At 62.3% G+C, this 24,415-nt stretch carries 26 protein-coding genes and 2 pseudogenes; 22 read left to right on the top strand and 6 right to left on the bottom strand.

All coding sequences use genetic code 11. The annotated features are described in order from the left end of the window. The first annotated feature begins 78 nt into the window (after positions 1-78). From atpD to AC2FLX_RS05235, 17 genes are all read left to right on the top strand, one after another. A complete protein-coding gene (atpD, locus tag AC2FLX_RS05315; RefSeq protein ID WP_496807568.1) occupies positions 79-1,557 on the top strand; it encodes a F0F1 ATP synthase subunit beta in 1,479 nt (492 codons plus the stop codon). Further along, positions 1,554-1,964 (top strand): F0F1 ATP synthase subunit epsilon, encoded by a 411-nt coding sequence (locus AC2FLX_RS05310; protein WP_496807567.1) that lies wholly within the window; start codon positions 1,554-1,556, stop codon positions 1,962-1,964. The genes atpD and AC2FLX_RS05310 overlap by 4 nt, the downstream gene beginning before the upstream one ends. Then, complete coding sequence (locus tag AC2FLX_RS05305; RefSeq protein ID WP_496807566.1) at positions 1,961-2,254, top strand: AtpZ/AtpI family protein; 294 nt, start codon at positions 1,961-1,963, stop codon at positions 2,252-2,254. Before AC2FLX_RS05310 ends, AC2FLX_RS05305 begins: the two co-directional genes overlap by 4 nt. Beyond that, positions 2,236-2,541 carry an N-ATPase subunit AtpR gene (locus AC2FLX_RS05300; protein ID WP_496809942.1) on the top strand — a complete coding sequence of 102 codons (306 nt, stop codon included), beginning with the start codon at positions 2,236-2,238 and terminating at the stop codon, positions 2,539-2,541. Before AC2FLX_RS05305 ends, AC2FLX_RS05300 begins: the two co-directional genes overlap by 19 nt. Next, positions 2,538-3,251, top strand: coding sequence for a F0F1 ATP synthase subunit A (locus AC2FLX_RS05295; RefSeq protein WP_496807564.1), 714 nt, complete (start codon positions 2,538-2,540; stop codon positions 3,249-3,251). Before AC2FLX_RS05300 ends, AC2FLX_RS05295 begins: the two co-directional genes overlap by 4 nt. Next, positions 3,251-3,496 carry a F0F1 ATP synthase subunit C gene (locus AC2FLX_RS05290; RefSeq protein ID WP_213633090.1) on the top strand — a complete coding sequence of 82 codons (246 nt, stop codon included), beginning with the start codon at positions 3,251-3,253 and terminating at the stop codon, positions 3,494-3,496. The genes AC2FLX_RS05295 and AC2FLX_RS05290 overlap by 1 nt, the downstream gene beginning before the upstream one ends. A 4-nt stretch (positions 3,497-3,500) precedes the next feature. Beyond that, complete coding sequence (locus AC2FLX_RS05285) at positions 3,501-4,238, top strand: F0F1 ATP synthase subunit delta (RefSeq protein ID WP_496807563.1); 738 nt, start codon at positions 3,501-3,503, stop codon at positions 4,236-4,238. Next, complete coding sequence (locus AC2FLX_RS05280) at positions 4,228-5,751, top strand: F0F1 ATP synthase subunit alpha (RefSeq protein WP_496807562.1); 1,524 nt, start codon at positions 4,228-4,230, stop codon at positions 5,749-5,751. The genes AC2FLX_RS05285 and AC2FLX_RS05280 overlap by 11 nt, the downstream gene beginning before the upstream one ends. After that, positions 5,748-6,602 (top strand): F0F1 ATP synthase subunit gamma, encoded by an 855-nt coding sequence (locus tag AC2FLX_RS05275; RefSeq protein WP_496807561.1) that lies wholly within the window; start codon positions 5,748-5,750, stop codon positions 6,600-6,602. The genes AC2FLX_RS05280 and AC2FLX_RS05275 overlap by 4 nt, the downstream gene beginning before the upstream one ends. 64 nt (positions 6,603-6,666) lie before the next feature. Then, positions 6,667-7,188, top strand: a complete 522-nt coding sequence (locus AC2FLX_RS05270; protein WP_496807560.1) for a hypothetical protein — start codon at positions 6,667-6,669, stop codon at positions 7,186-7,188. 63 nt (positions 7,189-7,251) lie between these two features. Further along, positions 7,252-7,614, top strand: a complete 363-nt coding sequence (locus AC2FLX_RS05265; RefSeq protein WP_496807559.1) for a hypothetical protein — start codon at positions 7,252-7,254, stop codon at positions 7,612-7,614. Between the two features lie 381 nt (positions 7,615-7,995). Beyond that, positions 7,996-9,447 carry a YfcC family protein gene (locus tag AC2FLX_RS05260; protein ID WP_496807558.1) on the top strand — a complete coding sequence of 484 codons (1,452 nt, stop codon included), beginning with the start codon at positions 7,996-7,998 and terminating at the stop codon, positions 9,445-9,447. Then, a complete protein-coding gene (locus AC2FLX_RS05255) occupies positions 9,444-10,667 on the top strand; it encodes an arginine deiminase (RefSeq protein ID WP_496807557.1) in 1,224 nt (407 codons plus the stop codon). The genes AC2FLX_RS05260 and AC2FLX_RS05255 overlap by 4 nt, the downstream gene beginning before the upstream one ends. A 10-nt stretch (positions 10,668-10,677) precedes the next feature. Then, on the top strand, positions 10,678-11,679 hold the full coding sequence (argF, locus tag AC2FLX_RS05250) for an ornithine carbamoyltransferase (protein ID WP_496807556.1): 1,002 nt from the start codon (positions 10,678-10,680) through the stop codon (positions 11,677-11,679). Between the two features lies 1 nt (position 11,680). Further along, positions 11,681-12,697: a carbamate kinase gene (gene arcC / locus AC2FLX_RS05245; RefSeq protein WP_496809943.1), complete on the top strand. Its 1,017-nt coding sequence runs from the start codon at positions 11,681-11,683 to the stop codon at positions 12,695-12,697. A gap of 535 nt (positions 12,698-13,232) precedes the next feature. Then, positions 13,233-13,373 carry a hypothetical protein gene (locus AC2FLX_RS05240; protein ID WP_496807554.1) on the top strand — a complete coding sequence of 47 codons (141 nt, stop codon included), beginning with the start codon at positions 13,233-13,235 and terminating at the stop codon, positions 13,371-13,373. 79 nt (positions 13,374-13,452) lie between these two features. Further along, entirely contained in the window at positions 13,453-13,617 is a 165-nt protein-coding gene (locus AC2FLX_RS05235; protein WP_496807553.1) for a DUF3309 family protein, read from the top strand. Between the two features lie 7 nt (positions 13,618-13,624). Here the strand turns inward: AC2FLX_RS05235 and AC2FLX_RS05230 are convergent, their stop codons facing one another. Further along, positions 13,625-14,368: a Crp/Fnr family transcriptional regulator gene (locus AC2FLX_RS05230; RefSeq protein ID WP_496807552.1), complete on the bottom strand. Its 744-nt coding sequence runs from the start codon at positions 14,366-14,368 to the stop codon at positions 13,625-13,627. A 168-nt stretch (positions 14,369-14,536) separates the two neighbouring features. Here AC2FLX_RS05230 and AC2FLX_RS05225 point away from each other — a divergent pair, with 168 nt between their 5' ends. After that, complete coding sequence (locus tag AC2FLX_RS05225; RefSeq protein WP_496807619.1) at positions 14,537-14,758, top strand: hypothetical protein; 222 nt, start codon at positions 14,537-14,539, stop codon at positions 14,756-14,758. 63 nt (positions 14,759-14,821) lie between these two features. Here AC2FLX_RS05225 and AC2FLX_RS05220 read toward each other — a convergent pair. The 3 genes and pseudogenes from AC2FLX_RS05220 to AC2FLX_RS05210 form a co-directional block, all read right to left on the bottom strand. Then, positions 14,822-14,926: pseudogene (locus tag AC2FLX_RS05220) on the bottom strand (IS110 family transposase); the annotation flags it as partial. Positions 14,927-15,042: 116 nt separating this feature from the next. After that, a complete protein-coding gene (locus tag AC2FLX_RS05215; RefSeq protein WP_496807551.1) occupies positions 15,043-16,473 on the bottom strand; it encodes a dihydrolipoyl dehydrogenase in 1,431 nt (476 codons plus the stop codon). Beyond that, positions 16,460-16,837 (bottom strand): cupin domain-containing protein, encoded by a 378-nt coding sequence (locus tag AC2FLX_RS05210; protein ID WP_496807550.1) that lies wholly within the window; start codon positions 16,835-16,837, stop codon positions 16,460-16,462. The genes AC2FLX_RS05215 and AC2FLX_RS05210 overlap by 14 nt, the downstream gene beginning before the upstream one ends. Positions 16,838-16,981: 144 nt before the next feature. Here AC2FLX_RS05210 and AC2FLX_RS05205 point away from each other — a divergent pair, with 144 nt between their 5' ends. The 4 genes and pseudogenes from AC2FLX_RS05205 to AC2FLX_RS05190 all read left to right on the top strand — a co-directional run bounded on the left by AC2FLX_RS05205 (position 16,982) and on the right by AC2FLX_RS05190 (position 20,545). Continuing rightward, complete coding sequence (locus AC2FLX_RS05205; RefSeq protein WP_496807549.1) at positions 16,982-17,272, top strand: sll1863 family stress response protein; 291 nt, start codon at positions 16,982-16,984, stop codon at positions 17,270-17,272. Positions 17,273-17,308: 36 nt separating this feature from the next. After that, positions 17,309-17,416 (top strand): annotated as a pseudogene (locus tag AC2FLX_RS05200) (DUF302 domain-containing protein); the annotation flags it as partial. 179 nt (positions 17,417-17,595) lie between these two features. Then, the gene (locus tag AC2FLX_RS05195; protein ID WP_496807548.1) at positions 17,596-18,099 is read left to right on the top strand and encodes a rhodanese-like domain-containing protein; all 504 of its coding nucleotides are present in this window, start codon (positions 17,596-17,598) and stop codon (positions 18,097-18,099) included. A 112-nt stretch (positions 18,100-18,211) separates the two neighbouring features. Beyond that, positions 18,212-20,545, top strand: a complete 2,334-nt coding sequence (locus tag AC2FLX_RS05190; RefSeq protein ID WP_496807547.1) for a heavy metal translocating P-type ATPase — start codon at positions 18,212-18,214, stop codon at positions 20,543-20,545. Between the two features lie 31 nt (positions 20,546-20,576). Here AC2FLX_RS05190 and AC2FLX_RS05185 read toward each other — a convergent pair whose 3' ends face one another. Both AC2FLX_RS05185 and AC2FLX_RS05180 read right to left on the bottom strand, forming a co-directional pair. Beyond that, complete coding sequence (locus AC2FLX_RS05185; RefSeq protein ID WP_496807546.1) at positions 20,577-23,159, bottom strand: cation-translocating P-type ATPase; 2,583 nt, start codon at positions 23,157-23,159, stop codon at positions 20,577-20,579. 317 nt (positions 23,160-23,476) lie between these two features. Next, a complete protein-coding gene (locus tag AC2FLX_RS05180) occupies positions 23,477-24,403 on the bottom strand; it encodes a transglutaminase family protein (protein WP_496807545.1) in 927 nt (308 codons plus the stop codon). Positions 24,404-24,415: the final 12 nt, after the last annotated feature.

Genomic DNA, 24,415 nt, shown 5'->3' with positions numbered 1-24,415 from the left:
GTTTTCTGACTGGCTGCCCGCGACAGGCAAACTAAGAGGCCCCGTTTGACACCCAAAAGCTCAGATCAGACACCGAACATGGACACTACCCGGGTCGGGAACGGCGCACAGGTGGATGATTGCGGCTTGCCTCTCGACGGTGTTGTGCATGCCGTCAGAGGGGCGGTTGTAGATGTTGTCTTTGCCGGGGCCGAGCTGCCACCGATCAATTCTGCCCTGGTCGTGAAATGGGACCGCCCGACCGTCCTTACTCTCGAAGTCCACAGCCACCTCGATCAAAAGACAATACGCGCGGTGGCGTTCCAATCCACCGCGGGCCTTGCCCGTGGCGTTTTGGTTCATTCCAGCGGCGGGTCGGTTACCGTGCCCGTGGGCGAAGCCGTTCTTGGAAGGCTTCTGGATGTCGTGGGCAACGTGCAGGACGACGGGCCTGCCCTTCCTGACGATACACCGCGACGGTCGATCCACGCCCTGCCACCGCTTCTGAAATCCCAGACTGGCGCCACCGATGTGTTCGAGACGGGGATCAAGGTGATCGACCTGCTGACGCCGATGGCTCAGGGCGGCAAGGCCGCGATGTTCGGCGGCGCAGGCGTGGGCAAGACCGTTTTGGTGATGGAACTGATCAGCGCCATGGTCGAGAAATACGAAGGTATCTCGGTCTTCGCGGGCGTCGGTGAGAGATCACGCGAAGGGCATGAGCTACTGACTGAAATGCAGGACTCGGGCGTGCTGGAGCGCACCGTGCTGGTCTACGGCCAAATGAACGAGCCACCCGGAGCGCGCTGGCGGGCTCCGCTGACAGCCTTGACGATTTCGGAATACTTCCGCGACCAGAAGCACAAGAACGTCCTTCTTCTAATGGATAACGTATTCCGCTTTGTTCAGGCCGGGGCCGAGGTATCGAGCCTTTTGGGCCGCCTTCCCTCGCGCGTGGGCTACCAGCCGACGCTTGCGACCGAAGTGGCGGGCCTGCAAGAGCGTATTGCCTCTGTGGCAGGCTCTGCCGTGACCGCCATTCAGGCGGTCTATGTGCCTGCCGACGATTTCACGGACCCCGCTGTGACCACGATTTCCGGGCACATGGATTGCGTCATCATGTTGTCCCGCGCCCAGGCGTCCGAGGGGTTTTATCCGGCGATTGATCCGCTGGGCTCGTCATCGATGCTGCTCGATCCGCTGGTTGTCGGTGACGAGCATTACCAGACCGCCGAGGCGGTCCGGCAGGCGCTCGCAAGGTTCCGCGAGTTAACTGACATCATTTCACTTCTGGGGGGCGAGGAACTGGGCACCGCCGACCGCTTGATCGTCAAACGCGCACGCCGGTTGCAACGGTTCCTGACCCAGCCCTTCATGGTGACCGAGGCCTTTACCGGCACACCGGGCGCCAGCGTGCCCCTCTCCGAGACCTTGTCGGGGTGCCGCGCCATTCTGGACGGCGAAGCCGACGCGTGGTCCGAAAGCTCGCTCTACATGGTCGGAACGCTGGAGGACGCAAGACAGAAAGAGGCCGCCGCAAATGCCTCGGAAGCCACCGACGCCGAGGCCGCTGCATGAGATTGCGGATCGTGACCCCCCTGTCCGTCGTTGTGGACGAGGATGCCGAAAGCTTGCGGGCTCAGGACGCTAGCGGCAGCTTCGGCATTCGGCCAGGCCACGCCCCATTCCTGACCGCGCTCTCGGTTTCCATCCTCAGTTGGAAGACCGTCGGTCTCGAGCGGTTCTGCGCATTGCGCGGCGGGGTGCTGACTGTGACTGGCGGTAGCAGTGTCGCGATCGCAACCCGCGAGGCCGTAGCGGGCGACGATCTGGCCACGCTGGACGCGGAGGTTCTGACCCGGTTTCAGACCGACGCCGACGAAGAACGGGTCGAACATGTCGAGACGATGCGCCTGCAGATGGACGCCATCCGCCAGATGGTCAGCAGGTTGCGCCAGGGCGCGGATACGGGACGGTTCCGATGACCGAAGACCCATCAAAGCCCCCCGAAACTGATCCTCTGATCGAGGAAATCCGCAAGCATCGCAGCCGTCACGAGAAATGGCTGCGAGAAGGTGACATGTCCGTCGGTCGACGTTTGGCGCAGATCGGCGTGCTGGGCTGGATCTTCGTGGTGCCGACTCTGGCGGGCCTGTTCTTCGGACGCTGGCTCGATACGCAATTTGAGACGGGCATCTTCTGGAGCGCCCCGATGATGCTGCTCGGGCTTTGCATAGGCGGCTGGACCGCTTGGAAATGGATGAACGCACGATGACCGATCCCTCCACTCTCCCGCTAATCGTCCTTCTTCCGGTTTGCTTTCTGGGTGGGTTCTTCATCGGATGGGGCTATTTCCGCGCACTGCGCGAGACTGCCAACCTGATCGTGGGTGGTGGCCAACCGCTCGGGGCGGTCGTCCTGACCCTCGCGCGCATCTCGCTTCTGGCCACCGGGTTCTTCATCGCCGTGCTGGCAGGCGGCCTTGCCCTTTTGGCGACCCTTGCGGGCGTTCTTTGCGCTCGGTGGATCATGCTGCGCAACCTGCGGGGAACCCAACCATGAACTCTCCGCTCGACTCCACCGTCCTGTTCCAGATTGGACCGGTTCCGATCACGCAAGCCATCGTCACGACATGGGCGATCATGGCGATACTGGTGTTCGGGGCTTTTGCCCTGACCCGCCGCTTAGACCTCAGACCAACCCGGCGGCAGGCCGCGCTGGAACTGATGGTCGCCACGCTCGACACCCAGATTAACGAGACAACGGGCGCGGCGCCCGCACCCTACCGAGGGTTTATCGGCACGCTCTTTGTGTTCATCCTCGTGGCGAATTGGTCCTCGCTTGTCCCGGGGGTCGACCCTCCGACCGCACAGCTTGAAACCGACGCAGCCCTCGCCGTTCTGGTGTTCCTGTCCGTGATCTGGTTCGGCATACGCGCGGGCGGCGTTGGCGGCTGGCTGAAAACTTTCGCCGCGCCCAATCCGGTGATGATCCCGCTGAACATCCTGCAAAGCCTGACGCGGGTCTTTTCCATGTTCGTCCGACTGTTCGGCAACGTGATGAGCGGCGTGTTCGTCATTGGCATCGTCGCCTCGCTGGCGGGCCTGCTGGTACCGATCCCATTGATGGCGCTCGATCTGCTGACCGGGCTGGTGCAGGCCTACATCTTTGCGGTGCTGGCGATGGTGTTCATCACCTCCGCAGTCGAGGACGGCGCGCGCACCCCACCGAATACCGACCTTGCCCCTTCCACAACGAAAAAGGATTCATGATGGACTATGCTCCGCTTGCCAGTATCTTCTGCGCCGCCTTTGCGGTGGCCTTCGGCGCTATCGGCCCCGCACTTGCCGAGGGGCGCGCCGTTGCCGCCGCGATGGATGCCATTGCCCGTCAGCCCGATGCCGCAAACACGATTTCGCGCACGCTGTTCGTTGGGCTTGCGATGATCGAGACGACGGCAATCTATTGTCTGGTGATTGCGCTCCTGCTGCTCTTCGCCAACCCGCTACTGGCATGAGCGCATGACCCTCGATTGGTGGGGACTGGGTCTTCAGGCCATCAACGTCCTGATCCTCGTCTGGCTGCTCAGCCGCGTTTTCTGGCGGCCGATAGCCGGGGCGATCACCCGGCGCCAGGAAGCGGCGCAAGCCATGTTGGATGAAGGCAAGACAGCACAAGCGAAAGCCGACGCTGCGCTGGCCGAGGTGGTTGAGACCCGCGCAGGAATCGCGGCGGAACGCGATGCCATACTTGTCGAGGCCAAGGCGGCGGCGGACAAAGTCGCGAAAGCCACGCTGAAGGATGCGCAAACCAATGCAGACTCCCTGATCGCTGCCGCGCGCGCCGCCATTGACCGCGACCGAAACACCGCGCGGAAAGAGAACGCAACGAGGGCCGCCGAATTGTCGGTCGAGATTGCTGCCCGGCTTCTGGGACGGTTCAACACAACCGAGGTTCAGGCGACGTTCCTTGCGCAACTTGTCGAGGCGATCGCGGAAATGTCCGATTCCGACCGAACGGCGCTTTTAGCCTCGGCAGGCGATATCGAGATCATCACCGCGACAGCCCCGGAGGGTGCGGAAAGGGCCAAGATCGAACAAGCGGTAAAGGATGCGTTGGACGGCACGCCCAGCGTTCGTCTTGTCACCGATCCCGATCTGATCGCCGGACTGGAACTCCGCAGCGGGCATTTCGTGCTTCACAACAGCTGGCGGGCCGATCTGGAGAATATCCTGAAGGAGGTCGAGGATGCCGGTTGATACACCGGATTGGTTCGCATCGGCGCAAGGCGCAGTGCGTCGCGCGGCACTGGGTCCGCGACCCGAACACAGAGGCCGTGTCGAAGAGATCGGGGACGGTGTGGCGATGATCTCGGGATTGCGCGACGTTCGGCTTGACGAAGTCCTGCGGTTCGAGGGCGGCCAGTTCGGGTTCGCCCGGGTTCTGGACCCCGATCTGATTGGCTGCGTGTTCGTTGATGCCGCGACCAAGGTCGAGGCGGGCGATGCCGTTTTCGGCACCGGCGAAGTGGTAAGCGTGCCTGTCGGAGAGGCGCTGCTCGGGCGCATCGTCGACCCGCTCGGCCGCCCGCTGGACGGAAAGGGGGCAATTGAGGCCGAAGAGCGGTGGCCGATCGAGCGCCCAGCGCCGTCGATCATCGAACGAGATCTCGTGACCCAGCCGGTGCAAACCGGGATACTCGTGATGGACACACTGTTCGCGCTTGGCCGGGGCCAGCGCGAGTTGATCGTCGGCGACCATTCCACCGGAAAGACGACACTGGCCACCGACACGATGATCGCCCAAGCGCACAGCGACATGATCTGCGTCTATGTCGCGGTGGGGCAAAAGACATCCAGCGTGCGGCGCGCCATCGACGCGCTGCAGGCGCATGGGAATTTCGCGCGCTGCATCGTGATTGTCGCGGGCTCCGCCTCGGCGCCGGGGCTGCAATGGATAGCACCCTATGCGGGCGTCACGATGGCGGAGTATTTCCGCGACCAGGGCGGTCATGCCCTCGTGGTGATCGACGATCTGTCCAAACACGCCGCCACCCACCGCGAGATCGCCCTTCTGACCCGGCAATCTCCGGGGCGCGAGGCCTATCCGGGGGACGTGTTCTACATCCATGCCCGCCTGCTGGAACGGGCGGCTAAACTGTCTCAGGCGCGTGGCGGCGGGTCTTTGACCGCCTTGCCGATCGCCGAAACTGATGCCGGGAACCTGTCGGCCTATATCCCGACCAACCTGATCTCGATCACCGACGGGCAGATCGTGCTGGATTCGAGCCTGTTTCATCAGGGGCAGAAACCGGCGGTGGATGTGGGGCTGAGCGTCAGCCGTGTCGGCGGCAAGACCCAAGCGCCCGTGCTGCGCAAGGCGGCCGGCACGCTGCGGCTCGACTATGCGCAGTTTCTGGAGCTCGAGGTCTTCACCCGGTTCGGAGGCATGCCCGAAGGTCGCGTGCGCGACCAACTCAGACGCGGGAAAAGGATCCGCGCAATCCTGCGTCAGCCGCAGAACGCACCGCTTCGCCTGGCAGATGAGGTGGCGCTCCTGCTCGCTGTGCAGTCGGGACTGCTTGACCCCCTGTCACTCGATGCTGTTGCCACCTTTCGGGATGAACTGCCGGATATCCTTGACCGGGACGCCGCCGATGTCTTGCGCGTCCTTTCCGAGACCGGGGAACTGAATGAGACGGCGCGGGCCGCCTTGATGGCCGCGATGACCCGCCTTGCGACGCAGCTTGAAGATACGGAACCAGCGACATGACCGAACGACTGGCCGATGTCAGCGCCCGGATCGACGGCATTCGCCAGTTGGGAGCCGTGGTAAACGCGATGAAGGGCATCGCCGCCGCGCGCGCCAGCACCGCCCGCGCCGAGATCAAGGCCGTCGACAGCTATGCCGCAACAATTGCCGCCGCCATATCCAACACGCTTGGACCCGCAGGTCCTATGTCACCGGCCGAGACCTCTCGCGGCCGAACCGACGGTCGCATCGGTCTTTTGGTGTTCTGCGCCGAACAGGGCTTCGCCGGTGCCTTCAGCGAACGCGTTCTTGACAGCATCCAAGACGACCTGCCGGCCACCAGCCTGTTTCTGATCGGCACCCGTGGTCTGTCGATCGCTGCCGCGCGCGGTCTCCATCCGGTCTGGTCCGCGCCGATGTCCTCGCGCACGCCTGGCATCCCGAGACTGGCCGATCAGATTGCCAAGGCGATCTACCGCGCCCTGGGCGAGGGTCGTTTTGAGCGTATGGATATGATCCATGCCGGATGGGCGTCCGGGCGACCTCAAGTCCTCCGGCAGGTTCTGTTGCCGGTCGATCTGTCGGCCCTGCCGCCGCCTGGAACGACACGTCCGCTGACCCAGCTACCCACCGACGCCCTGATCAATAGTCTCAGCGGTGACTATCTCCATGCCCTGGTGTGCAAGGCGGCGCTTCATGCTTTTGCCGCAGAGAACGAGGCAAGAATGGAGGCCATGTCCGCCGCGGGCAGCCAGATTACGCGCGAGTTGGGCGAATTCGAGGCGACGCTGCGCCAGGTACGACAGGAAGCGATCACAGCCGAAATCATCGAACTGGGGACCGGCACGGCGTCGGCACGCGACGCAAGGTGAGCGCTACGGGGCTATCGTAGCCTTCTATTGATCTGCGTCAACACAAGGTGGCGCGGTTTGGGTCATGTTGGTCGTGACCAAAGGTGTGGCACCCGCCCGTTTTGGTTCGACCGGCACCATGACATCGGCCAGTTCGGCTCATGCAAACGGCGCCAGCAAGGATCCCGCAATGGCATACGCCCCGACGCAACTTGGACAAGACCCGCAATTTGAACCGTTTCTGTACGCGCCCTTGGGTGAAGATCGACGCGGAAGCAGCGTCACCGTTCTATCGATGCTCGCCCGGCTCGGCGTTGATCCCTGGAGCGAAGCCTCGGAGCTTTCCAGGTTGCCCGCAGCGGCAGCACGGCAAAGGTTGGAGGCGCTGATGACACGTTTCCATGATGTACCGACCCCTGTTCCGGATCGGAGCAGGATTGTCTCGGGACTTCTTGCCCTGCTGCCGAGGCGGGCGACGACCGCAATTTCACCCCAGGACGGCACTTCGGCCAAGCTTGCACTGCCACCGCAGGGATCCCCATTCTACTGGATCATTGCTGCAGCCCTGTTCGTTGGCTGGGTCGCCATGCTTGCACAAGGCCAGTGAGATGAACCCCTGCGCGAAACAGCCATCACCCAGCACAACCGCCAATCTTGAAAGGAGCCTTGAATGACTGCAGATGACACCCTCTGGGATCTGGAAGAACGCTTCTGGACACAAGGCGCTGACAGTGCGCGTCACGCGACGGCAAAGGGCGCTGTCTTCGTCTTGCCGTACCCTGCAGGCATTCTTCAGGGCGACGCGCTCTGGAGAGAAAAGGACGTCGCCCAACGGTGGCGTTCGGTCGTGATGAGCGAGCGTTACCTGTCACGGCAAAACAACATTGCCGTGTTGGCCTATCGCGTCTCCGCCGAACGGAGCGACGAGCCGATCTATGAGGCGCTCTGCACCTCGACCTACCTGAACGACGATGGCAAGTGGCTGCGCCTTGCGCACCAGCAGACGCCGGTTGAGGGTGCAAGTGACGGGTGAACTTGGGGGAGGGATTGTCCGCTTCGAGCCCTTTGCCGTCATCCGATTTCGGACACACAGAGGGCCGCGCCCGACCGCGGGTGGGCGTCACCACCAGATCAGGCGGGCACTTTATGGTGCCAAATTTCCGGTGTGCAATCAATGCAGTGCCACCCTCACCAAAGCGCCCGCCCATGGGGCGGTCGGGCGCTGCCCGGCGGCGCAAGCGCCTTGATTCCGGGCATTGTGGTTGTCGTCAAAGGTCCGCTTTGTCCGCACTGCGGACTCCTCAGCCTTAAACATCCCCACTAACCTCCGTCAGTCCGCCATCTGCCATCCTCGTCTAGCCTTGCTGCAACAGTCGCGCACCAAATCGCGGCCCTTGCTGGCAAAGGACACCCAATGGCAACCCCCACAGCGCCCAAACCCGAAACCGCCACCCGTTTTCACTTCCCCTCGGCCTATACCATTCTTTTCGCGCTGATCGTCATCATCGCAGGGCTGACATGGGTGATCCCGGCCGGCCAGTACGAGCGCGTGACGTCCGAGGCGCTTGGCAAGGAAGTTCCGGTGGCGGGAACCTACGCGCCCACCGACGCCAATCCGCAAGGCTTCTTCGACGTCATCCTCGCTCCCATCGCAGGCTTCTACGATCCGGGCAGCTACTCTGCAAATGCCATCGACGTCGCGTTGTTCGTCCTGATGATCGGCGGTTTCATCGGTGTGGTGACGGCCACTGGAGCCATTGATGCGGGCATCAAGCGGGCGATGGCACGGCTCGAAGGGCGGGAAAAGTGGATGATCCCGATCCTCATGGCACTCTTTGCGGCGGGCGGCTCGACCTATGGCATGGCCGAGGAAACGCTGGCCTTTTACGTCATCCTGACGCCGGTGATGATCGCGGCTGGCTATGACGCGCTGACCGCCGTGGCGGTGATCCTGCTGGGCGCCGGGGTGGGCGTGCTCGGCTCGACCGTGAACGCCTTTTCGACAGTGATCGCGTCGGACGCCGCCGGCGTACCGTTCACGGAGGGGCTAATGCTGCGGCTGGTTCTGTTGGCGCTCACCTTCGCCGCAGCCGTCGCTTACGTCATGCGCTACGCCGCCCGGGTCAAGGCCGATCCGTCGCGGTCGCTGGTCTTTGACAGAAAGGCCGAGAACGAAACGCATTTCCTGAGCGCGACCGAGGCCGCGGCGAGCGACTTTACGGGTTTGCACAAGATCGTCCTGCTTCTCTTCGGCGCGACCTTTGCAGTGATGATCTGGGGCGTGTCCTTGGGCGGCTGGTGGATGGCCGAAATGAGCGGGCTGTTCCTCTTCGCCGGTATCGCCATCGGGTTAATAGGACGGCTGGGAGAAAAGGGACTGGTCGACGCCTTCGTCGGCGGTGCGCGCGACCTGCTGGGCGTGGCGCTGATCATCGGGCTGGCGCGTGGCATCGTCGTGATCATGGACGCGGGCCACATCACCGACACGATCCTGCACTGGGCCGAAGGCACCGTCGCGGGCCTCAATGAGGTCGTCTTCATCAACGTGATGTACTGGATTCAGGTCGTCCTGTCCTTCTTCGTGCCCTCGACCTCGGGCCTTGCCGTCCTGTCGATGCCGATCCTTGCCCCCGTGGGCGATTTCGCCGGAGTATCTCGCAGCCTCGTGGTGACCGCGTTCCAGTCGGCAGAAGGCGTGGTCAATCTGGTCACACCCACCTCTGCGGTTGTCATGGGTGGCCTCGCCATCGGGCGGGTGCCCTATGAACGCTGGCTACGCTTCGTCTGGCCGGTGCTCTTGGGCCTCACGATCATTGTCATGGCCGCCCTCAGCCTTGGCGTACTTTTGCAAGGATCCCCCACATGACCATTTCCTACGGCGTCCATTCCGAAGCGGGCAAGCTGCGCCGCGTCCTCGTTCACAAGCCAGGGGCCGCCATGGCGCGACTGACGCCCGCCAACTGCGCCGAGCTGCTGTTCGATGACGTGATGTGGGTCAAACAGGCGCGGATTGACCACATGACGTTTACCGATGCCATGCGCAATCGCGGGGTCGAGGTGGTGTTCCTGCGCCAGTTGCTGATGGAAACGCTCAGAGACATGGAGGCCCGCCGCTGGCTGCTGGAGGCGCGGATCAGTGACAATACCGTGGGCGTGGGTCTGGCCGATGACCTCATGGCCCACCTGATGGAAGTCGACGCCGATCTGCTGTCGACCATCCTGATCGGCGGGATGAGCAGGGCCGAACTTCCGATCCCGGACAAGGGTGTGCTGGCCCCCATGCTGGAGCCTGCCGACTTCATCCTGCCGCCACTGCCCAACCACATCTTCACCCGCGATACGACGGCTTGGATCTATGGCGGCGTCACTCTCAACCCGATGCACTGGCCCGCGCGGCGGCTGGAGACGCTGAACCTCGCCGCAATCTATCGCTTTCACCCCGACTTCAAGGACGCGGGTTTTCCCGTCTGGTGGGGAGATCCAATGCAGGATCATGGCCCGGCAACGGTTGAGGGTGGTGATGTCATGCCGATCGGCGGCGGCACTGTGCTGATCGGCATGGGCGAACGCACGACACCCCAGGCCGTCAGCCAGATTGCTCGGGGGCTGTTCACCGGTGGCGGTGCGACACGTGTCATTGCCTGCCAGTTTCCCCGTGCGCGCGGCTCCATGCACCTCGATACGGTCTTCACCTTTTGCGACCGCGATCTGGTCACGGTCTTTGCCGAAGTCACCGAAGCCATCCGTTGTTATAGCCTGCGCCCCGGCAAGGGTGAGGACGTCGTCGTGGAGGCCGAGACGAAACCGTTTCTGGAGGTGGTAGCCGCCGCACTTGGCCTCAAGAAACTGCGCACCGTGCCCACGGGCGGCGATGCCTACGAATCCGCCCGGGAACAATGGGACGATGCCAACAACCTGCTTTGTCTCGAGCCCGGCGTTGTCGTCGGATACGAACGCAACGTCTACTCCAACACCCTTCTGCGCAAGGCGGGTGTTGAGGTCATCACCATCCCCGGATCGGAACTTGGACGCGGGCGCGGTGGATCACACTGCATGACCTGCCCCCTGATTCGCGACCCCATTTAAGGAACATCCAATGCCACAGAACCTGCGCGGACGTAGTTTTATCAAACTGCTCGATTTCACACCGGACGAGATCCGGCACCTGTTGCAACTCGCCGCCAGCCTCAAGATGGCGAAAGCAGGCGGTTATGAACAGCAAATGCTTCAAGGCAAGAACATCGCCCTGATCTTCGAGAAGGACAGCACCCGCACCCGCAGCGGGTTCGAGGTCGCAGCTTACGATCAGGGTGCACACGTCACATATTTGGGGCCATCGGGCAGCCATATCGGCCACAAGGAAACCATGAAAGATACGGCGCGGGTTCTGGGCCGATTTTATGATGGGATTGAGTATCGAGGCTTTGGTCAGAAGGATGCCGAGGTGCTGGCGGAGTTTTCCGGCGTGCCCGTGTTCAACGGGCTGACGGATGATTTCCACCCGACACAGATCCTCGCCGACCTGATGACCATGCGCGAGTTCACCCACAAACACCTGTCTGATATCGCTTTTTGCTTCATGGGGGATGCAGGCAACAACATGGGCTCAAGCCTGATGGTTGGTGCTGCCCTGATCGGCATGGACATCCGCCTGTGTGGCCCACAGAGTTGCTGGCCTGACGCGGGCCTCGTCACGCAGTGCCGAGACCTAGCGGAATCTACAGGAGCCCGGATAACCCTGACCGAGAAGCACGCCGAAGGGCTTGAAGGAGCCGATTTCGTCTATACGGATGTCTGGGTCTCGATGGGCGAACCAGACGAGGTCTGGGAAGAGCGGATCGCCCTCCTGTCGCCCTATCAGGTCAACACAAAGGTCATGGAGATGACCGGCAACGCTTACGCCAAGTTCCTCCACTGCCTTCCTGCCTTTCACAACCGTGACACCGAAGTGGGCGACGCGACGTTCCAGAAATTCGGCATCGACTGCATGGAAGTGACCGAAGAGGTGTTCGAAAGCGCAGCCTCGGTCGTTTTTGATCAGGCGGAAAACCGAATGCACACGATCAAGGCCGTTCTTGTCGCCACGATGGGGTCCTGAGATGCGGGTGGTGGTGGCCCTTGGCGGCAACGCGCTTTTGCAACGAGGCGAGCCTATGACGGCCGCAGCGCAACACACGAACGTCCGGATCGCGGCAACCGCGCTGGCGGACCTGGCCCGCGATCATCAGATCATCGTGGCGCACGGCAACGGGCCGCAGGTCGGTTTGCTGGCGCTGCAAGGGGCGGCCTATGATCCGGCAAAGCCCTGGCCGCTGGATGTGCTGGGCGCCGAGACCGAGGGCATGATCGGATATCTGATCGAGCAGGAGCTAATGAACGCCCTGCCTGAGGGCTCGCAATGCGCCACCCTCCTGACCCGGGTCGAGGTCGATCCGAAAGACCCGGCGTTTGAGACCCCAAGCAAGCCCATTGGACCCGTTTACACAGAGGCCGAAGCAAAGCAGGCGGCGCAAGATCATGGCTGGGCCATGGTGACTGAGGCATCCGGTGGCCAGCGTCGCGTCGTTCCCTCGCCGTTGCCGCTCAGGATCGTGGGGCTGGACGCAATCAAGGTGCTGCTGGCCGGCGGGCACACCGTGATCTGCGCCGGGGGGGGCGGCATTCCCGTCGTGCGGAACGCGGATGGAGAGATGACAGGCGTGGAAGCGGTAATCGACAAGGATCGGACGTCGGCCTTGCTGGCTTTGGGGCTGGGCGCGGACGCGCTCTTGCTGCTGACCGATGTGCCGGCGGTCTTCCGCAACTATGGCAAGGCGGATCAAAGCGCGATTGGCGCAGCGACACCCGAGGCGATGGGCGACCTCGAGCTCTCACCGGGGTCGATGGGTCCGAAGGTCGGTGCCGCAGTCGCCTTTGTCCAGGCCAGCGGCAAGCTTGCCGGCATTGGCCAATTGACAGACGCTCGCGCGATCTTGGAAGGCAAAGCCGGAACCCGCATCCTGCCGGATAAGGTCAAAACCAGTAGAAACGCCAAATTCGGCCTAAAAACCTCCGGATTCACGGGCCAAGACCAACCTGTATCAGTGTGGCTCGACGACGGCGGTGCGATCGTCTGAGTGTTAGCCGAATATCGGTGGACATGTACCAGTACGAGTGAGCCAGAGACACGCTAGGCAAGTTGTCCCCTCGTTCCCCTGCCTTGCGTGTTTCTCGTTTCCGGACCGTCCGAGAAAGAACAATGCAATGACACCCGAAACAAACAAATAGACCAACGCTGCCGCTTGGCGATCGCGCACGAGCCAAATTCCGTCCGGAGTATCGAACAGATTTCCGCCCCAACAGACCAAAGGATTATCAGATGTACTTCAAAGCCATTCTTCTCCTGCCGGTCTTGTTTGGCCTCGGTGGATGTCTCGGAAGCGATACAGAACGCGGTGTTGCCGGTGCTGCAGGCGGCGCGGTGATTTCCGGAGCAACTGGCGGAAGCCCTGTTACCGGCGCTGTTATCGGCGGCGCTGCGGGTTACTTTTGCAGAGACCTGAACGTGCCCGGATGCCGCAACGAATAGTGGGTCAAAAGCCATCGGAGTGAGCTCTTGATGCACTTCACCTCGGACACGCCTAACACCGGAAAGCTGAAAGGAAGACGGCAATGAGTCGCAACTTCTTGTTCGTCTTGATTGGAGTGCTTGCCGTCTGCGCCGTCGGGGCAGGCTACCTCTACTATCAGGAACGCCAAAGCGGCATCGACCTCAAGATCGATGAGCACGGCTTGACCATCGAGGGGAACTGAAATGGTCGACCACGCCCCAAAATTTTGAAATCCGGGACCGTCGCATGACGAGCCGCGCCCCATCAAAGGAGAAATCACTATGTCACTCGGTACGATACTCGTTGTTCTACTTATCATCTTCCTTCTGGGCGGATTCAGCGGGCGCTTCGGGGGTTATGGCTATGGCTTCGGACATGCCGGGACCGGTGTGCTTGGCACGGTTCTGATCATCGTCGTCATTCTGATGCTGCTTGGCCGCATCTGACGGCAGGCTAACGCGCAGCGACGTCAACGGAGAAGCGGCCCTTTTGATCCATGTAAGACGGATCGAACTGGGCGTACTTGGCCAGTTGGTCGTAGTCGTCGAACGCAACAAACCCGTCCCGAAACGTAACCATTCCTGCTTCGCGCAACTGCCTCAGCACCCGGTTGACGTGGACGGCGCTCAGCCCGAGCGCGTCGGCCAGAAGGTATTGAGACAGCGGACAGGCATAACCGTCCTTGCTCCCCAATCCGATCAGGGCAAGCCTGGCGCCCAGCTCCAGCAGAAAATGCGCCATGCGTTCGGCCGCATCGCGGCGTCCAATGCCCACCAGATGCTCGACCACCATCGCCTCGTCCCGGGACGCGGCCCACAGAACCGCAGTGGCCAGCCGGGGCGTTTGCGCAAATGCGTCCAGAAGGTCGGCAACATGAATTTCCGTCACCTCGATGTCCGTCACTGGCTCGATGCTGTGATCCGAGACATGCAACAGGACGCTGCGCAGCCCCAGGAAATCGCCGGGGATCTGGAAATCCACGATCTGCCGCTGCCCGTCCTCAAGAAGCTTGTAGGAACAGGCCCAACCAGAGGCGAGGATATAGGCAGCCTGATCCGATTGGCCCTGATGGACAAGATCGCGCCCCGCCACGAAGGTGCGGCGGCGTTTGTGCAAGGATGCAAGCACGGAAAGTTCGGGATCCGACAGGGCGACGAATGCGCCAAGCTTGCGGACAAGTGGGGTGTTTTCGATCATTTGTCCCTCTTCGACACACATTGAATTTCTAACAAAAGAAATCGCACCTGTGACTGATGTCTATCAGCACAGTATAGCAGAATCCTTGCCAGTCTGCTCCGTAAGCAGCAGGCGCATCCCCCGCGTCGCACTTGTCGGAAAGGTCAATACCCTATGACGGACGACCAAATGCATTCAGGAATGGCTGCACTTACCATCTGCGAAGCCCTGCTTCTCGCTCTGAATGACGCGCAAATTTTGCCCGAGAAAGAAATCATGGGCGTTCTGACAGACGCCGCGGCAACCCATGAGAACGCGGTGGGGTCCGAGGCCGATGCCGCAAAACACCGCGCCGCTGCAGCACTGATCCGTCGGATCATCGCCGGAGGAAACTCGGTCCGCAGACCGTGACTTTGCACTGCCGCGCTCGGGCTGGCACGGAGACTGCCCCGCCATGAACCGCCCGAACTAAAGCCGCGACAGCTTCTTGCGGAACACGACGGACCCGTCCGCCGACGCCGCTTGCAACTGGAACACGTTCTTTGCCAGATCGACACCGATGATGCTAACTTCTCCCATGGATGACCGTTCAGTCTGACCGCCCGACCGACGGTGTGCCTGGGAGATAGTGTCCATCGGTGGATGCAGCATCCATTATCGAAGACGCAAATCATACCGGCACGACAGGGCCGTCGTCAGTCCAGGGCATCATGACCCATCGGCTTGCAGTCGGACAGGTCCGAGCCACCGACGGCCGCCACACCCTCCGCAAGATCGCGCAGGGCACGGCGCAGACCCTCCTCCAGCACCGGATGGTAGAACGGCATGGCCAGCATGTCCGCCACGGTCATCTGCCGTTCGACCGCGAGGGCCAGCAGGTGCGCCAAGTGTTCGGCGGCTGGCACGCACATCTCGGCGGCCAGGAGCCGCCCGGTCTCGCGCTCGGCGTGAACGCGCAGCAAGCCCGCAGCGGTCTGGGTCATGCGGGCGCGCGGCTGATCCGAGAAATCCGCCCTCCCCGTAGCGATGGTGTCTTCATTCAAAACCGACAGAGGTGGCCCGATCCGCGCCACCTGCGGCGATGAAAACACGATCGACAGGGCCGTGCGCCGGCACAATCCGTGATCCGAAGCATCCGGTGCAGCCATGCGCCCGGCGATATGCCCCTCGTCGGCGGCCTCGTGCAGCAGCGGGCGATAGCCGTTCGCATCGCCGACAAGAAACATCTGCAAATCGTCGATACGCAGCGTGGCGGGATCGATCCGGGGCATCCCCTTGTCGTCAAGCGGAACACCCAACGTGTCCAGACCCAGCCCATCGATGTTGGGGCGACGCCCTATCGCGACCAGCACGGCATCAGCCTCGAAGACCCCACCCGCGCCGCTCACCCGGATCGCGCCGCCCGCGTCCTCGAGTTCGGCGGACGCGCCCATATGCAAGCCCATCTCGGCCTCGATCAAGGGACGGAAAGCCTCCAGCACCTGACGGTCGTCAATGCCGCCCAGCGTTTCGGCCGCGTCGAACCCGGACACATCCAGCCCCAACCGGGCCAGGGCTTGGGCCATCTCGACCCCGATGGCGCCCATACCGACCACCGCAACGCGACGGGGCAGGTCGTCCTGCTCGAACAGGCTGTCCGTGGTCAGGATTCGGTCTCCGAAGTTCCGCCAGAGTCCGGGCACCACAGGGCTGCTGCCCGGCGCGAGGATGATCGCGCGCGCCTCGATCTCGTCGCCATTCACCTCCAGCCGGCCGGGCCCCAGAAGTCGCGCGCGGCCCGAAACGGCGCGGTCGCCCAGCTTGTCTGGCACGCTCTCTGGCCCCTTGACGAACCCGTCACGCATCCTGCGCACTCGGGCGAGCACGGCCGGGATGTCGGCGCGCAACCCCTCAACGCCCTGAATGCCGAATTCCTCGAAGGTCAGGCGTCGGTGAAACGCGTGCGCCGCCTCGATCAGCGCCTTCGACGGCATGCAGCCCACGGCGGCGCAGGTGGTCCCCCAATGGCCGTCGTTCACCACAAGAAAATCGTCGGTATAGCGGCGCACCTCACGCAGGGCGGACAGCCCGGCGCTCCCCGCGCCCACGATGACGGTGTCGACCTTCATGGGCTTATTCGTCTGCATCAGCCTCAGCCTTGGTGGCGTGCTCAGTGCCCGGCTCATGCTCAGGCGGGCTGTAGGTAGTGAACAATTTCAGCATCCCGGACCCGGTATTACGGAAGTTGTGGAAGACGCCCGAGGGCACGATGCCGACATCGCCATCGGCGATGTCCGTTTCCACATCGCCAATCCTGGCCACACCTGTGCCCGCGACGAAGTAGAGCAGCTGGTCGTGTCCCTGATGCACCTCGCCGCCGATCTCGCCGCCCACGGGGATGGCCATCAGCACCAGCTGTGTCTTTTCGCCGGTCCACAGGACCTTGCGGAACTCGTTATTTTCGCGGGCGAGTTCGACGACAGGCAGCGTCATTTTTTCCGTATCGGGCATCTATTCGTTCTCCATCACTCAAAGCCACAGGATGGACGTCAGAGATGTGCGCCGTCACTAACCCAAGTCAGTCGGGCAAACCCAACTGTGAGCTACGCTTCAACTTCTCAGGTTTTTCAGGTCAAAATTAGAAGGAGATCATGAATGTCCGAACGCGAACAGTATATCGAGAAGGCCAAGGCGCGCATCAACCAGTGGAACGCCGAGATCGACAAGATGAAGGCCAAGGTCGACGAGGCCGAGGCCGACGCCAAGATCAACTATCAAAAGCAGCTCAAAGAAATGCGGACGCAACGCGACGAGGCCGAGGCCAAGCTGAAGGAATTGCGCGAAGCCAGTGACGACGCCTGGCACGACATGAAGTCAGGCTTCGACAAAGCGTGGGACAGCCTCTCCAGCTCTTTCAGCAGTGCCATGTCGCGGTTTAAGGGCTGAGGTCTCCGATGTCTTTGTCTTCCCCGAAGATCCTTCAGCGCCGTCGACCCGGTGGCGTCGGTGAAGGCTATCGAAAACGCTGAACTGACGGCCGTCGCGGGCGAGCTCCGCGACCTTCTGGCGACGGCCGTCGAGGCAATTTGAGACGAACCTCCGCGCCGTCATCCTTGCTGCGATTGCAGTCTTGGGGTTCGCCGCATTCGGGGTCGGGTGGTTTGAACTGTCGGTCTTGGCCGACACCCGGAGCCTGATGCAGCGCGAGACTCTGAAGGTGCTGATGGCGCGGGCAGCTTAATGAAACAGAACCGGACCGGAGATTGATTGTGGTTGAACTGCTCGAAATCACGGCGGACGAGACAAAACGGGTGGTCGAACTGACTGGCGGACCGGTTGGAATCGAACGCCACCGGAACGACATGCAACTCATTACCGGGTATCTGCAACCGATGGTTCCGATAGACGGCGTTACACCTGTCGGGGAGCTTGAGGTTCTGGACTGCCTGGGAGATGACGACCATGTCGTGGTAGACATGCGAGATCCCGATTGGCGGCTGAAGGGAACGATTCCGGGAAGCATGTCAATTCCGTTTGGAGAAGTTGCCGACCGTCTGGACGTGCTGGGATGTGTACGTTCATCGTCAGGTTGGAATTGTGACGCCGCCAAGAAAGTCGTGGCGTTTTGCAATGGCCCGGCCTGCCCTCAGAGTTCGATCGCGATGCACGCAATGGTCGACAACGGCTTTCCGCCGGAAAAAATATATTACTACCGCGGCGGAATGCAGGACTGGCTGGTGCTGGGCCTGACGACACAGGCTCCGGCCGCGTGACCGTGCCCTGCGGTCATGTGGGGATTGCCGCCGACCTCTCGGAGCGAAGGTTCCGGCAGGGCCGATCACTGGAGGCGTAAAACTGCAACAGAACCAGAAAGGCTGGCACCCCATGGATCACGATCATCCTCACGCCGCGCCCGACATTCCGGCGGGAGCCGAGACGGCAAAGGACCCGGTCTGCGGGATGACGGTCGCGGTCAAACCCGACGGGCGGCACGCCGAGTTTCAGGGCGAGACCTTCCATTTCTGCTCGGAGAAATGTCAGACCACCTTCAAGGCTGATCCGTCATCATATGCCTCTGGTGACCCTGAGCGGCAAGACAAGGCCACCCCGGCCAACGGTCAGTATACCTGCCCGATGCACCCCGAGATCATCCGAGATGCGCCGGGCGCCTGCCCGATCTGCGGCATGGCGCTTGAACCGATGGAGCCGACGGACGAGCCGAATCAAGCGTTGATCGACTTCACCCGCCGCATGTGGATCTCGGTGGCTGCGGCTGCCCCGCTGATCGTGCTGACGATGGGGCCGATGGTGGGTTTGCCCGTGCGCGACTGGCTTGGGGCTAAGACCGCGGGCTATCTTGAGTTTGCGCTGGCGACGCCCGTCGTCCTTTGGGCCGCGTTGCCGTTCTTCAAACGGGGATGGGCTTCGGTCGTCAACAGGTCGTCGAACATGTGGACGCTGATCTCGCTTGGCGTCGCGGCAGCCTATATTTACTCGCTATTCGCGGTGTTCCTGCCAGACTTGTTCCCCGCGCAGTATCGTACGGGCGATGGCGTCGGCACCTATTTCGAAGCATCGGTGGTGATCGTGGCGCTGGTCTTTTTTGGCCAGGTACTGGAACTGCGCGCGCGCGAACGCACGGGCGATGCGATCCGAGCGCTTCTTGATCTCGCGCCAAAGACCGCGCGGCGCATCGAGGCAGATGGCTCCGAAAGCGACGTTCCGTTGGACTCCATCATAGAGGGCGATCGCCTGCGTGTGCGACCCGGCGATGCGGTCCCGGTCGATGGCGTGGTGATCGAGGGGCGATCCTCCTTGGATGAAAGTATGCTGACCGGCGAGTCGATGCCGGTGGAAAAAAGTCTGGGCGATGCTGTAACGGGTGCCACGATCAACAAGAACGGCAGCCTTGTGATCGAAGCGAGCAAGGTCGGTGCCGATACCGTGCTGGCGCAGATTGTTGAAATGGTGTCGAATGCGAAGCGGTCGCGTGCGCCGATCCAGGGTCTGGCCGACAGGGTCTCGGCAATCTTCGTGCCAACCGTGGTCGGGGTGTCGATCTCTGCCTTTACCCTATGGATGATCTTCGGCCCCGAACCCGCGCTGGTCTTTGCCATGGCCGCAGCCGTGTCGGTGCTGATCGTCGCCTGCCCCTGCGCGCTTGGGCTGGCGACACCGAGCTCGATCACAACGGCGGCGGGGCGGGGCGCGCAGGCTGGCGTTCTGATCAAGGATGCCGAGGCGCTGGAACGCATGGCGGGCGTCGACACGCTGATCGTCGATAAGACCGGCACGCTGACCATGGGCAAGCCGAAGCTGACCGATATAGTGGTGCTGGGGGATGTGGCCGAGGCCGAGCTGCTGTCACTGGCCGCGGCACTGGAACGCGGCTCGGAACACCCGCTGGCCGAAGCGATCGTGGAGGGGGCCGAAGCGGTAGACGCCGCCCGGCAAGAAGCATCAGATTTCGAGGCGCTCACCGGCAAGGGTGTTCAGGGTACAATCGACGGACGCTCAGTCGCCCTCGGCAACGCGGCGATGATGAAGGAGATGGGACTGGACACGGGCGCGGCCGAGGAAAAGGCCGACGCCCTTCGCGCCGAGGGAAAGACGGCTATGTTCATCGCGGCAGATGGAACCCTCGTGGGTATCGTGGCCGTGGCCGACCCGATCAAGGACAGCACCGCGCAGGCCATCAAGGAACTTCATGCTCTGGGCCTGCGGGTCATCATGGCAACCGGCGACAATGAACGCACGGCGCAGGCTGTGGCAGGCGAGCTGGGCATCGACGAGGTGCGTGCGGGTGTCCTGCCGGAAGCCAAGAAGGTGCTGATCGACGAGTTGCGCAAGGCTGGCCACAAGATCGCGATGGCGGGCGACGGGGTGAACGACGCCCCTGCCCTAGCCGCGGCAGACGTCGGTATTGCCATGGGCACCGGAGCCGACGTCGCGATGGAGAGCGCAGGCATCACTCTGCTCGGTGGCGATCTGATGGGCATCGTGCGGGCGCGGAAACTGGCCCGCGCCACCTTGCGCAACATCAAGCAAAACCTGTTCTTCGCCTTCGCCTATAACGCGCTTGGCGTGCCGATTGCTGCAGGTTTGTTGTACCCCGTCACCGGCCTGTTGCTATCACCGATGATTGCGGCGGCGGCGATGAGTCTGTCCTCCGTCTCGGTCATCACCAACGCGCTTAGGTTGCGGCGCGTCGATCTCTAGCGGCTACGGGACCAGACGGCAGAACAGTCGATCAAGCTGGTTCCGCTTTCACCGCCGCCGGTTCGCTCGCGCTCAAGACCATGCGCCAGAACGGCTTCAGCGCCTCCAGCGCCAGCAAAACCCCGATCCCGGCCAAGGGCGGCACGGCCAGCCAGACGCCACTTAGTACGCCAAAGCCGAACAGATCACGCGCCGGTGCCCAAAAGAGCGTCACTGCCAGCAGTGACGCGATGATCGGGAGCACAACCGCCAGCGCCTTGTTGGGTCGCAAGAGCGCCGACAGGATTGAGTTGGAGTTGGACCGATCAATCAGGATCAGCGCCACGACGCCCAGAACCAGCGTGGCGAACGCCAGTCCGCGCACCTGATCGGGGTCAAGGCCATAGCCCGGCGCAAACCACGCGGCAGACCCCGCAACACCCAGCACCATCACGCCCTGAAGTAGGCTCCAGACCACTGTGGGCCAGGAAAACAGTGGCTCATCCGCCGGACGCGGCGGGCGCTGCATCACGCCGTCCTCTTCGCGCTCGGCCTCGAAGACTAGCGCACAGACAGGGTCGATCACCATCTCCAGAAAGGCGATATGAACCGGGCCAAACAAAAGCGGCATCCCGAACAGCAGCGGCATCAGCGCAAGGCCCGCAATCGGCACATGGACGGCGAGGATAAAGCTCATCGCCTTGCGCAGGTTGTCATAGATGCGCCGCCCCAGCCGTACCGTTGTGACGATCGAGCCGAAATCATCGTCCAACAAGACAATCGACGCTGCCTCGCGCGCAACATCCGTGCCACGTTCGCCCATCGCCACGCCGATATCGGCGGCCTTGAGGCTGGGTGCGTCGTTCACACCGTCGCCAGTCATCGCCACGACGGCACCTTCGGCCTTCAGGGCATTGACGATCCTCAGCTTTTGTTCGGGCAGGATACGGGCAAAGATCGTCACACTCGTGACCGCCTTGGCAAGGTCATCATCGGCCATCGCGGAAAGATCATCGCCCGTCAGCACAACATCGCCGCGCAACCCCGCCTCAGCGGCAATCGCGCGCGATGTTACCGGATGGTCGCCGGTGATCATGATGATCCGAATCCCTGCGGCCTGACATTCAGCCACCGCGGCGGGCACCGAGCCGCGCAACGGATCAGCCAGACCCACGAGGCCCAGAAGCCGAAAGGTAAACCCGGTCTGCGTCTCGGGCAGGTCTTGCCCCATTGGCCATGATGCCTCGGCCACAGCCAGAACGCGCAGACCCTTGGCGGCCATCGCGTCCAGTTGCGCCTTGATAACCGCGCGCTGATCTGGTTCCAGTTTGCACAGATCGGCAATCGCCTCGGGCGCGCCCTTGGCACCTATGGCAAAGCCATCACCGGCCTGCCAGACCTGCGACATTGCCAAAAGATCGGGGGATAGCGGATAGCTGCGGATCAGGGTCCGCCCTGCCCCCGGCAAGGTTTCACCTTCCCGCAGGTCGTCAGCCGCCAGTGCGTGAAACGCCACTTCCATCGGATCGAACGGCTCGAGTGCCGAGGCCATGACACCCGCCGCGGCCAGCTCGCGAAAGGCGGGGGGCAAGGGCACTTTCCCTGCAATCTGGTGGGCTGAGCCATCGACCAGTTGCAAGGTGACAATTGTCATGCGGTTCTCGGTAAGAGTCCCGGTCTTGTCAGTGCACAGCACGCTTGCCGACCCCAAAGCTTCAATGGCGGAGGCGCGGCGCGTCAGCACTCGGGCCTTGGAAATGCGCCAGGCCCCCATTGCCATGAAAACCGCAAGGACCATCGGAAACTCTTCGGGCAGCATCGCCATGCCGACCGCGATCCCGGCCAGCAGGGCATCCAGCCAGCCGCCGCGCAAGAAACCGTAGAGCGCTACCACAACTGCGCTTATGCCTATGCCTATTCCAGCCATGGCAATCACAAGGTGCCGCATCTGGCTTTGCAAATGCGGCGTCTCGGGCTCGATCTGGCTCAGGCTTTTGCCAATCTTGCCAATCTCGCTTTCGGCACCAATAGCTGTGACCTCGGCCAGCGCCGATCCCCGCACGATCAGCGTGCCGGAAAAAACCTGCGGCAGGTCGTGGCCGCCGGGGCGCACATCGACTTCTCCCGTTCCCACCTTCTTACGGACCGCCTCGGCCTCACCTGTCAAAAGCGACTCATCCGCTGACAGGTCTGTGGACTCGATCAACAAAGCGTCGGCAGGCACCCGGTCGCCCTCGGACAGAACGATGAGATCGCCTCGCACCACTTCGCGTCCGGCGATACGCAGGCGGGCGCCATCCCGGACCACCAGCGCACGCGGGCTGGACAGATCGCGCAGCGCCTCAAGCACCCGACCGGTCCGCGCCTCCTGCACCGCCGTGATGCCGATGGACATGCAGGCGAAGGCCAGAAGGATCAGCGCTTCGGCCCTGCTTCCCAGTAAAAGATAAACCACGCCTCCAACCAAAAGCAGTACCAGCATCGGCTCTTTCAGAACATCCAGCACGATGCGAAACGGGGACCTTCGCTGTGTCGTCGCCAATTCATTGGGCCCGTCTGCGGTCAGGCGCGCCTTCGCCTCGGCTGCAGTTAGCCCAGATTGGGCCAGTTCCGGAGCGAGCGTCGTTGCGTTCATACCTGTGATCCATCATGCGTCGATTCTGGTGTTGCCGCGATGGTGGCGCAAACGCCCCGCGGAAACCCTGATCTCGGTCAGCACCGTGTTTCGGTGCGACGAGAGTCAAAATCGCAAGGTGAACCGCGGCTGTGATAGGGAACGTCGTATCGCCGCTTTCAAAATCGCGAGCTACCCGATGACGGGCTTTAGAGCAAAAAATGAATTCATAGGTTCAAACAGACTTCAAATAGACCAGATCGACGCAACCGCCAATCGCTGAGCGAAGCGCGCCATAGCGCGACTTCAAGTTGCATATACAGCGCTCACGACATCCATTAAGCTTCTGTATTTAAATACAAAACTGTCGAATCCATCATAGCAGCTGCATCATCGTGTGCTGCAAGTCGCACCTCAACTCCGACCGCAAGATCAGAAAGGGCACCCCTCCCTCCTGAAAAACTGCCCGAGACCGGCACGATTTGGTGAATGCCGCGCCCGACTGCGACTGGAATCAGGTTCTGAGACCCGACGCTCCGGTTCGTTGGATCGAAGGCAATCCATCCAGCACCGGGGACAAATATCTCGACCCAAGCATGGGTAGACCCTGAACCCAGCGACCCAACGAGGCTCATTTCGGGATCGGACAGATAGCCCGAGACGATGCGGGCGCCAAAGCCAAGTCGGCGGGCTGACTCGGCAAGCAGGACCGCGAAATCTCGACAAGAGCCCCATCGCCGGTCAAGGGTCTCGATCGGCGACTGGGTGCCTTCGTCATCGCGGCTCTGGTAAAGAATTTGCGTGGAAACGCCGTTGCTGATGTCCTTCAGCAAAGACAGCGTGTCGGTCGGGCGTGCCATGACAAATCCCTCGACCCATCGGGCAAGGCGGCCGTCTGGATCGCAGTATTGCGGTACCGTCAATGCACCCAGATCCGTCCATTCGTCGGCGGCGTAGACAAAGGGGTACTGGGCAGCCGAGGCAGCGATGGCAAAGACCGGCCAGGCTGGCGCGGTGAGTTCCACGGAAGCGCGGCTCTCGATCACCAGATGATCTGTCAGGCCGTCAAAGACGGCGGTGGCGATGGCGTTGCCGGCCACGTCATGCGCCCAGGTTACCGTCGCCGTTGGAGAAATGGAGAGGGCATGCGCAAGTAGTCGCAATTCCCTTGTTTCGCGGGGACGCAGCATCAACCTGTGCGGCCCGAGAGACACCTCGTGACGGTATCGGTAGGTTGTGGTGTGAACGATGTCGAGGCAGGCCAAAATGATGTTCCA

It is taken from the genome of Ruegeria sp. YKSF57 (assembly GCF_059612585.1).
Note: the sequence above shows the minus strand (reverse complement) of the source record. Positions and strands in the feature narration are given on the sequence as shown.